This is a genomic window from Segatella hominis (assembly GCF_004535825.1).
In the GTDB taxonomy this organism is placed as follows: Bacteria; Bacteroidota; Bacteroidia; order Bacteroidales; family Bacteroidaceae; genus Prevotella; species Prevotella hominis.
In genome coordinates this window covers 37,339-45,592 of the sequence record NZ_SGVY01000030.1, presented here as the reverse complement: position 1 = coordinate 45,592, position 8,254 = coordinate 37,339, and the positions used below count along the sequence as shown (strand labels likewise).

At 41.5% G+C, this 8,254-nt stretch carries 7 protein-coding genes, 1 tRNA gene and 2 pseudogenes; 4 read left to right on the top strand and 6 right to left on the bottom strand.

The window, feature by feature from the left end; all coding sequences use genetic code 11:
* From EXN75_RS11285 to EXN75_RS11275, 3 genes and pseudogenes are all read left to right on the top strand, one after another.
* Positions 1-112, top strand: a pseudogene (locus tag EXN75_RS11285) (IS982 family transposase); the annotation flags it as partial.
* Between the two features lie 200 nt (positions 113-312).
* Positions 313-2,703: a hypothetical protein gene (locus tag EXN75_RS11280; RefSeq protein WP_134843894.1), complete on the top strand. Its 2,391-nt coding sequence runs from the start codon at positions 313-315 to the stop codon at positions 2,701-2,703.
* 23 nt (positions 2,704-2,726) lie between these two features.
* Positions 2,727-2,933 (top strand): hypothetical protein, encoded by a 207-nt coding sequence (locus tag EXN75_RS11275; RefSeq protein ID WP_134843893.1) that lies wholly within the window; start codon positions 2,727-2,729, stop codon positions 2,931-2,933.
* Positions 2,934-3,345: 412 nt separating this feature from the next.
* Here the strand turns inward: EXN75_RS11275 and EXN75_RS11270 are convergent, their stop codons facing one another.
* Positions 3,346-4,011 carry a SprT-like domain-containing protein gene (locus tag EXN75_RS11270; protein WP_134843892.1) on the bottom strand — a complete coding sequence of 222 codons (666 nt, stop codon included), beginning with the start codon at positions 4,009-4,011 and terminating at the stop codon, positions 3,346-3,348.
* A 339-nt stretch (positions 4,012-4,350) separates the two neighbouring features.
* Between EXN75_RS11270 and EXN75_RS11265 the strand changes: the two genes are divergently transcribed.
* Positions 4,351-4,432: transfer RNA gene (locus EXN75_RS11265), tRNA-Tyr, on the top strand.
* A 161-nt stretch (positions 4,433-4,593) separates the two neighbouring features.
* Here the strand turns inward: EXN75_RS11265 and EXN75_RS11260 are convergent.
* The 5 genes and pseudogenes from EXN75_RS11260 to EXN75_RS11240 form a co-directional block, all read right to left on the bottom strand.
* Positions 4,594-4,770: pseudogene (locus EXN75_RS11260) on the bottom strand (ATP-binding domain-containing protein); the annotation flags it as partial.
* 146 nt (positions 4,771-4,916) lie between these two features.
* Positions 4,917-6,278, bottom strand: coding sequence for a WG repeat-containing protein (locus tag EXN75_RS11255; protein ID WP_134843891.1), 1,362 nt, complete (start codon positions 6,276-6,278; stop codon positions 4,917-4,919).
* On the bottom strand, positions 6,275-6,832 hold the full coding sequence (locus tag EXN75_RS11250; RefSeq protein WP_134843890.1) for a hypothetical protein: 558 nt from the start codon (positions 6,830-6,832) through the stop codon (positions 6,275-6,277). The genes EXN75_RS11255 and EXN75_RS11250 overlap by 4 nt, the downstream gene beginning before the upstream one ends.
* Before the next feature lie 37 nt (positions 6,833-6,869).
* Entirely contained in the window at positions 6,870-7,643 is a 774-nt protein-coding gene (locus EXN75_RS11245) for a hypothetical protein (protein WP_134843889.1), read from the bottom strand.
* Positions 7,640-8,248, bottom strand: coding sequence for a hypothetical protein (locus EXN75_RS11240; RefSeq protein ID WP_134843888.1), 609 nt, complete (start codon positions 8,246-8,248; stop codon positions 7,640-7,642). Before EXN75_RS11240 ends, EXN75_RS11245 begins: the two co-directional genes overlap by 4 nt.
* Positions 8,249-8,254: the final 6 nt, after the last annotated feature.

Genomic DNA, 8,254 nt, shown 5'->3' with positions numbered 1-8,254 from the left:
ACTAGGACTGTTTACCCGAATCATCGGGAAAATCAGCGCATTTACAGTCTTGCAATATATTAATTATGTAAACAACAGACCGGTTGGCAGGGTTAAGTATGCGCTAAATTAATTCCGCCAACGGGTTTTCATTAATAAATCATAAATAACAATAATGGCAGGGGGGGAAATTTTATCGTAAATATTTTATTCATACCTTTGCAGTCGTTTTCATATCAGGATGACTCAGGATGACAGCATAGATGTCACAATTGACACATTTGAATGAATAAGTATTTTTAGAAAAAAATCAACAATAGAGATTAATAAATTATGATGAGTAAAAGTTATCTGCTTTCTTTTGCTAAAACAAAAGGAAGCATTGCGGCAGTTGCTTTAGCCGCAATACTGATGGCTGCAAACGCTACTGTAGCCTCGGCACAAAATAAAGCGACGGAAGACAACGGAATAGAAAAAAAGGTTATAGGTGGGGTTGACGACCTTTCTGGCGTTGATCCTTCGTCAGCCTATTGTGCAAATGGAACAAATGTAACCGATGGAAATAAGATTGTGTGTCTGTATAACGTCGGTGCGAAAAAGTTTCTGAGCATTGGTGGTTTATGGGGCACACAAGCCGCACTGAATGTTTCACCACATTCCATTTATATGTATTGGAATAAAAATTCAAAAACGTATTTTCTGGAAAGCAAGGTGTCAGGTTCTTCAGCAGGCTCATATATGGGTATCATCTGGGATAAATTCATTAAAAAGAAAATGTTGTTTATGGACAGAGGAGGATCTAAAGTCACCTTTGAACGAGGCAAAGACTATACAGAAAAAAACAAGGTTTATCTCGTCAATATCGCTGACCAAGGTTTTCTCACGGCATATCCTGATGACGAGAAAAAAATCTGCAATTATGCAAGTAAAGCCACGGAAGGTACCCAAGAATATAAGAATCAGGAGTGGAAGGTGATTACAAAGAATGAGTATTACGAGCTCTTCAAAATAACCCCTGCAAATATGGAATCGGTTGTCGATGCCTCTTTCCTTATTACTTGTCCTGATTTCAGAATAAATGATACTGATGCTGCAAAATGGACAATCGGAGGTAAAAATTTACCTAATGATGTAAAGAGCCACGTGTACTTTGGAGACAAAAAGATGTACAAGACATATGACTTAATAGGCAACACCAAAGATGATAGTTGGACAGGTAGGACTGAACCCCATCATGCCGACTACGGCCTGTATTTCTATTGCTACACCAAAGGCTTGCGCGGCTTCACATTCTATCAGGACGTGAAGGTACACAAGGCAGGATGGTACCTGCTGCGATGCAACGGATTCAGCACAGCGAACAGCTCGGAGAACATCACTACGAACGGCAAACCGCTTGCAAACCTATTCATTACAGTGCTCAATGCCGACAGCAAACCGATTAAAGAAAAATACTCAACAGCTGCTTTCAACGGCGTCAGTCAGAAGGATGCCGAGGCGCTTGGCAATACATACGAAGGAGCCGGTATCGGACGTGCCTTCTTCGAGGGAAAGTATGAGAACCAGGTACAGATATGTCTCGACAAAGCCCCGAATGGGAATGAAATATCAAACGACAATCCCGTGACTCTCCGCATTGGTTTCTATGTCGACCCTACACCCGACGGGAAACCGGAAGTTGGAGACAACGAACTGACCGCCGCGGACGAATTCAAGCTGCTTTATGCCGGACCGCGACGCAACCCGGAGCTGATTCTCGACGAGGAATCTACCGACCTGCGCTATCTTACCGAGGCTAAAGACGAATACAAGAACAGCGTGCTGCATCTGAACCGCAAGCTGAACGACAATATGTGGAACTCGCTCATTCTGCCCGTCGACCTGACATGGGGACAGATGAAGCGCACGTTCGGAGATGCCGTGAAGGTGGCAAAGCTTGAGGCACTGACGGAAAACAGCGTACAGTTCGTGACCGTGGAGCCGGACAGCGACGAGCAAGTGATGGTAAAGGCATTCGAGCCATATATCGTGTACCCACCATATACACAGGTGAAGTCGGCACCCTACACCGTAGAACACTTCTACACATCAAAGGGCGAGGACAACAGCGAATGGCTGGGTAAAGACTACAAGCCGTCTAAGGACGAAAACAACCGACTGACGAAGACCTTGAAAGCCGACCACTACGACATCACGATGGTGTCGCTCGACAGGGAGAAGCTGACGCAGCATGTAAACACCGACACATGGGAATCAAAAATACAGTTCAAAACCATCGACGGCAACTATGGCAAAATGGTCTGCAAAGGCACAATGGCGAAGACATACGACAAGGATGAAAACGGTAAGAACAAGATTATCTCGGGCAGAGACGACCTCAACGGCGACTACTTCATGTATAAGGGAAAGCTGATACAGGTGCCGCACAACGAGAATGGCAAACAGTATTCATACGGACTGAAGGCGTTCCGCTGCTGGTTTGAGCTGACGGCCAATACTCCTGCCGAAGGAAAACCGAGCCAAGTATCGCTACTCATCGACGGAGTGGAAGACAGCACCACGGGCATCGACGACATACACGGCAGCACGGACCGCACATCCTACAAGCGCGGCATAGAGGGCGTGTTCAACATAAACGGACAGATGGTGCGCCGCAGTTGCAGCCTGGAGGGACTGCCTCAGGGAATGTATGTAGTGAACGGAAAGAAGATAATTATCAGATAAACCCAAAATAACAGTTACGCAAAATGAAGAAGAACTATATAACTCCAGAAATTAAGGTGATACAGCTCGAGGCTCTCTGCAACGAAGGCTTGAATATCGCCAGCGTACATAGAGCAGACCTCAAGGGAGAATGTATCAGCAAATTTGATGTGGTCAACGAGGATGCGACCAAGACAGAATACAAAGACTTGTGGGGAGAGTCGAACAGCAATAAGTGGGGCGATGACTGACACCATCGTCTGCTATAGAAACAGATAATGAAAAGCGTTAAAGGGCTGGATTCCAGATTTGGAGTCCAGCCCTTTGTCTTTTTCACACTTCCTTCCAATCCACCAATCCTTTTCCCTTATCATCCAGCTCTATTGCAAGAGCAAAATCCCACAGATTTGCATAGTTCCCATATAGACCGTTGTTTTTTTTAAGTCCCACAGATTTCACAGATTTACACAGATCTTAGATAAACCTCGCAGAGATTATAAAGTTCCACAAATTACACAGATCTTTTTGAAGTAAAAATAAATCTGTGGAAATCTGTGTAAATCTGTGGGACTTTTTTATGAGTCCTTTCTGTGGGACTCTACAATCTCAATAGTACTATATAAGTTCTGTGGAGATCCGTGAAATCTGTGGGACGATGAAATATCAGAAATGAAAAGGAGTCAAGACATTCAGCAGACGATCGAAATCGGCTTTTGAAATGCGACGACCACGGAGACTGCGCACCTGCGGATAATCCTCAAAGTAGTTTTCCTGGGTGGTGTACCAACAATGCGACTTCACCTCCCGAAGTTTCACCAACTGACTTTCGATGCGACGGGCAAAACCGGGATTGACCCGTGAGAGAAAATGCTTGCCATCCTGCATTTCTATCGCCAAAATCAGATAGGTCTGCGGGCCCTGTGCCTTTTTCTTTTTGACCACCTGTTCGCTCACCTTCCATCCCTTGGTAGAAGTCATCACCCGGATATCCCAGCCATAGGTGCGGTTCAGTTTATCCATCATGCCCCGAAAGACAAGCCCATGCGAAGACGTATCCTTCAGTCCAGTGTAACCAATAATATAATGTATCATCTCGTGGAGGAGCACACTCTTGGCCTGCTTCTCTGTCATATCATAATAGGTGGACATGGAAATTTTAAAATCATAAAGTTTCGTACGACCCCATCGGGTAGCTCTCTTATACGCCATCTGCCCGAGCCTGGTCTTGGCCCGGGTAACCCCCAATTCAGGTGTAGGCAACTTTCCTCCGAAGTACTCGTCGTCGAAGAACCTGAACCATTTTTCCATCCATTCAACAGTTACAATCATAAAAATGTATATAAATACAGGAATATCCCTATCTTTGTGTCAAACCGGTTGCAAAGATACAATTTTTCCAGCATTTTATTCAATATTGATTGGAAAATGAGTAACTTTGCACGCAAATTTTATAACGAGCAGTTATATAGAAGCTGCCGAAGACTTGGGTGCATCGCCATGGCAGCAGTTCTTCAAGATCGGGAAAAGGAGGGAAAAGGAGGGGAAAAAGGAGGATTTTATAGGGAAAAATGAAGTTTTTTGAAGAAAAAGAGAAAAAAGTTGCAGAAAAATTTGGTGGAATGAAATAAAAACACTACCTTTGCACTCGCTTTTGAAAACATAGAGCAAGGGTGGTTACCAGAGTGGCCAAATGGGGCAGACTGTAAATCTGCTGGCTATGCCTTCGGTGGTTCGAATCCATCACCACCCACTTTTCCCAAAACAACTCAAAAAATAAAGAATCCGGTTCCTTTAATTAGGTTTCGGATTCTTCGTTTTTATATACCCACCTACCCCCACTTTTATTTTTGGCTGGGCAAGGAAAAATTTCTCCCTGCCCAAGCAAAAATTATTTCCTGCAGAAGTAACTTATCATGCCTGCGTCTGTGTTTTGGGCCAATTCACTAAGAAGAGTTTACTCTTGGCACGGGTAAAGGCGGTATAAAGCCAATGAATATAATCAGGTGTCAACATATCATCCGTCATATATCCCTGATCTACATAGACATGTTCCCACTGTCCACCCTGTGCCTTGTGGCAAGTGATGGCAGTGTCCATTTCTCTCCTGAATACCAATGAAGCTTACTCCATTGCGCAACGAAGTAAGCTTCGATGGCGATTGAAGTAGGCTTCGATGGCGATTGAAGTAAGCTTTATGATTCGGAAACGTAAAATGCTATATTGTTGAAGTCTTGTTACCAGTTATATGGCACTTCTGTTTCTGTGATTGTTTCTGTCTTGTCACCATTATTTTTTCCCATAACGATAGTTCCTTTTTCTGCATTGATGGAATAAGCGTTTGCATGACCTTTCCAAAAAATATTACCATTGCAATCGAAGATATATTTCATGTCTGTCCCTTCGCCAATTACCAGATAGTCTCCAAAGTAGTAGTTGCCACACCATACATCTTCATTGCTGTTGACAAGAGTCTTGATTATGGATCCTTCCTTGTTAATAAGATAAGCAGTTTTTCCAATGTGAGCGATATTGTTTCCGTTCTTGAAACCTCTTCCCATATTGTCATATGCCCCAAATGGCACAACTTCTTTTCCTGTATTGTCTATAGCGCAAACCTTATCTCCATTTTGGATGATGGCTAGTCCATTGCGTCCAAATGGATAAGCAAAGCCATATTTGGCTGGAATAACAATCTTTCCAGACTCATTCATAAAACCGAAAACATATTTGTTGCCAACTTTTTTTTTGAATGGCAATAAGCCTTCATTGAATGGTTTTAATAAGCTGAATGAATTAGCATATATTCCAAATCCATTATAGATGTTTTGGCTTCCATCCATGGAAAATCTATCATAGAAAGATTTTAGTTTAGCTCCTTTTTTGGAACCATCTGTAATGACAAATGGCTTTGAACAAAACCAAAGACATTCTTTGTCTCTTACTTTAGGTGAGAGATAACTACAGCCTTGCTTCTTTATTTCCATAACAGCTAAATAGTATTGGGCTTCATAGTTGAAAATGTCTTGATAGGCGAGGGTACGAAACATTCGGAAAGCCTCTTCATACTTGTGCTGTGAATAGAGGCGTATAGCTTTACCTATTGACAAATCATTGTTGTTGTCAACGATACCTGTAATCATGTTGCCTCTTATCATAAACATGTCTGATCCTGTAAAGTTAAGATCTTTGTTCTTAACAAAAAGATTTGCGGTGACACATCTCAATGGTGGTTCATTGTCTTTCTTGTTCTTGATGTCAGGTGCTGCGTCGTCATCCAATTGTGTTATGTTGGACAACTGGAAGTGAGTCTTGCCACATAGGCTCTCAAAGCCATTGAGATAGGTGTCCATGACTTTGTCTCCGTTTCCCAATACTTCTTTGGAGCGTTTGATAAACTCTAACATCAGTTTGTCGTCCACCCTGCAACTTTTCTTACCTTCACACATCTGTGAGATTTTGTCTCTCATTTCGATGTCATCTTCGTCCATCCAAGTTGAAAGATAATTGCCATATTTTTGGATGGTAGTCGTTGGAGCTTGAGCATAGGTGGAAAGAAATGTCAAGCACATTCCTGCTAATAAATAAATTCTTTTCATATCTTACTTTTTGGTCTTGTATAAATGTTATTTAGGAACTGCTTCTTTTCATCATTGCTCATCTTCCATAAGTTGTCGATGAGCCAACCTGAATTATTGCCTTCTCGATCAAAGTATTCAATACTGAAAGCATATTCCGGTATCTGAAGGAATGTCAGTTTCACATTGTCGATGAAGTCGATTTTCAAGAGACCAGTTTGTACCATTGTGAAAAATACGGTAGTGGGATCTACTTGGTAGTATTTATTGGCAAAATTGGTGACACACTTTTGGTAGTCGGTTGTTATACGATGAAGTGAGGTGAATCTAGTCTCATGGTCGTCTGGCATCAGCATGATTCTTTCATTCTTTATTTTGGGTGTCAACTCAAAGAGTTTACCATCTGCCTTTTGAATCACCCATTTGTACATATCCTCACCTCGTTGCTCTATGGTGAGATAAAGGAAGAAAGATGTGTCCTTGCCTTTGTAACTGCCTTTGCATTTTACCTTGGCAAACCAAAGAGAATCTGCATAATGGAGTTGGACTTTATGGATGATAACTTGTTGCATCATAGAGTCTGCAACCTTTAGTTTTGCATCGTTAGCAGATTTATAGTTCGCCAGATTTAATAACATGAGAAGATTTTTCTTCCTTGCATCTTTGCTTTTGCTTGGAATGTCTTTTCTCATTTCTGTCCCGTTGAATCGGCTGAAGAATTCGTCCACGAGTTTTACTCTTGCATCGTACATGCTTTTGTTTAACTCGTTGACAAACTGTGCTCTTGTTGTCAAGGGTACAATCAACAATAGTAAGAGGTATAGAATTGTCTTCTTTGATTTCATTTTCTTTGACATGATTATGTATATAACTGATGTAAAGATTGCCTAGCAAAGGATGCCATTCTTCACGTTTTTCGGTTGACTCCTTAGCAAGCCTCAAGCTGTCTTGATGCCTATACGTAACCGCATTATCTATAGATATGACTTTGCATTCTACCCATATTGTACTTTGTTGGGAGTCTGGTGTTTTGCAGTTCCAATTAGGTACTTGAATGGAATCTAATGTAATGTCCGATAAAGATAATTGAGAAGTTCTAATACTCTTCAGAAGGGAATCAATCGGGAAACTCTGAAAAACTATGCTATCTTTATAGATAATAGCATATGCGTTTGGCGAGAAAAGTGCCTTTGCTTTTTTCTCATAATAACATCTCGTTTCCAATGACTTTTGCTCGTTAGACATAAACTGCAAATAGTCTTTGAACAAGCCGATATATTCATAGATTCTTTTTTCAAGAATCGTATCGCAGAGGATTTCTTGCGCCCGTCCTTCTATAGAATAGGACAGGCACAAGAAGATGAATGCAAGCAAATGTCTCATCATAACTTGCGAGTCTCGTCTGCTGTGACATCACCAAGTAAAATCATCAGCTCGGTTCCATTTTCCGTTTCTTCTGCGAAAACATAACATTTAACGTGCTTACGAGTGATGTCTTTGTATATAGGTCGTCCATCTTGATAACCAATAAAAGCTTGTTCAAAGTAGCAAGTGCACACAAAAAGATTCTCGCCAATCTTTTGTAGTTGGCTTACCTTTATGTCTGCAATGTCTGTTGAGGTAATGTTTACTTGACTATATCCTAAGTCAATAAGACTTTGGAAGTAAGTCTTCATCAACCGTCGTGATTTAGTCTTTCTTTTAATGGATGTAACTTCCATTTGTACGCCTTCTTTTCTTACTCCATCTTCCTCGTAGCTTTCTCCGCAACCAACAAAAAGATTAAGAGCTTTTTTCTTATAGTAAAGGCGTGTGTTTGCTTTCTTATTCTTGTTGGCCATAAATGAGATATAGTCGTTCATTTGACCAACTTTCTCTGCGGCACGTCTTTTGATTTGTTCTGTCAGTTGGTTTTGTGCGAAAACTATACTCGTCATTATGATGGTGAAGAACAACATCGCCAGTCTTTTGTAAAGGATGTTCTGTTTCATATTATG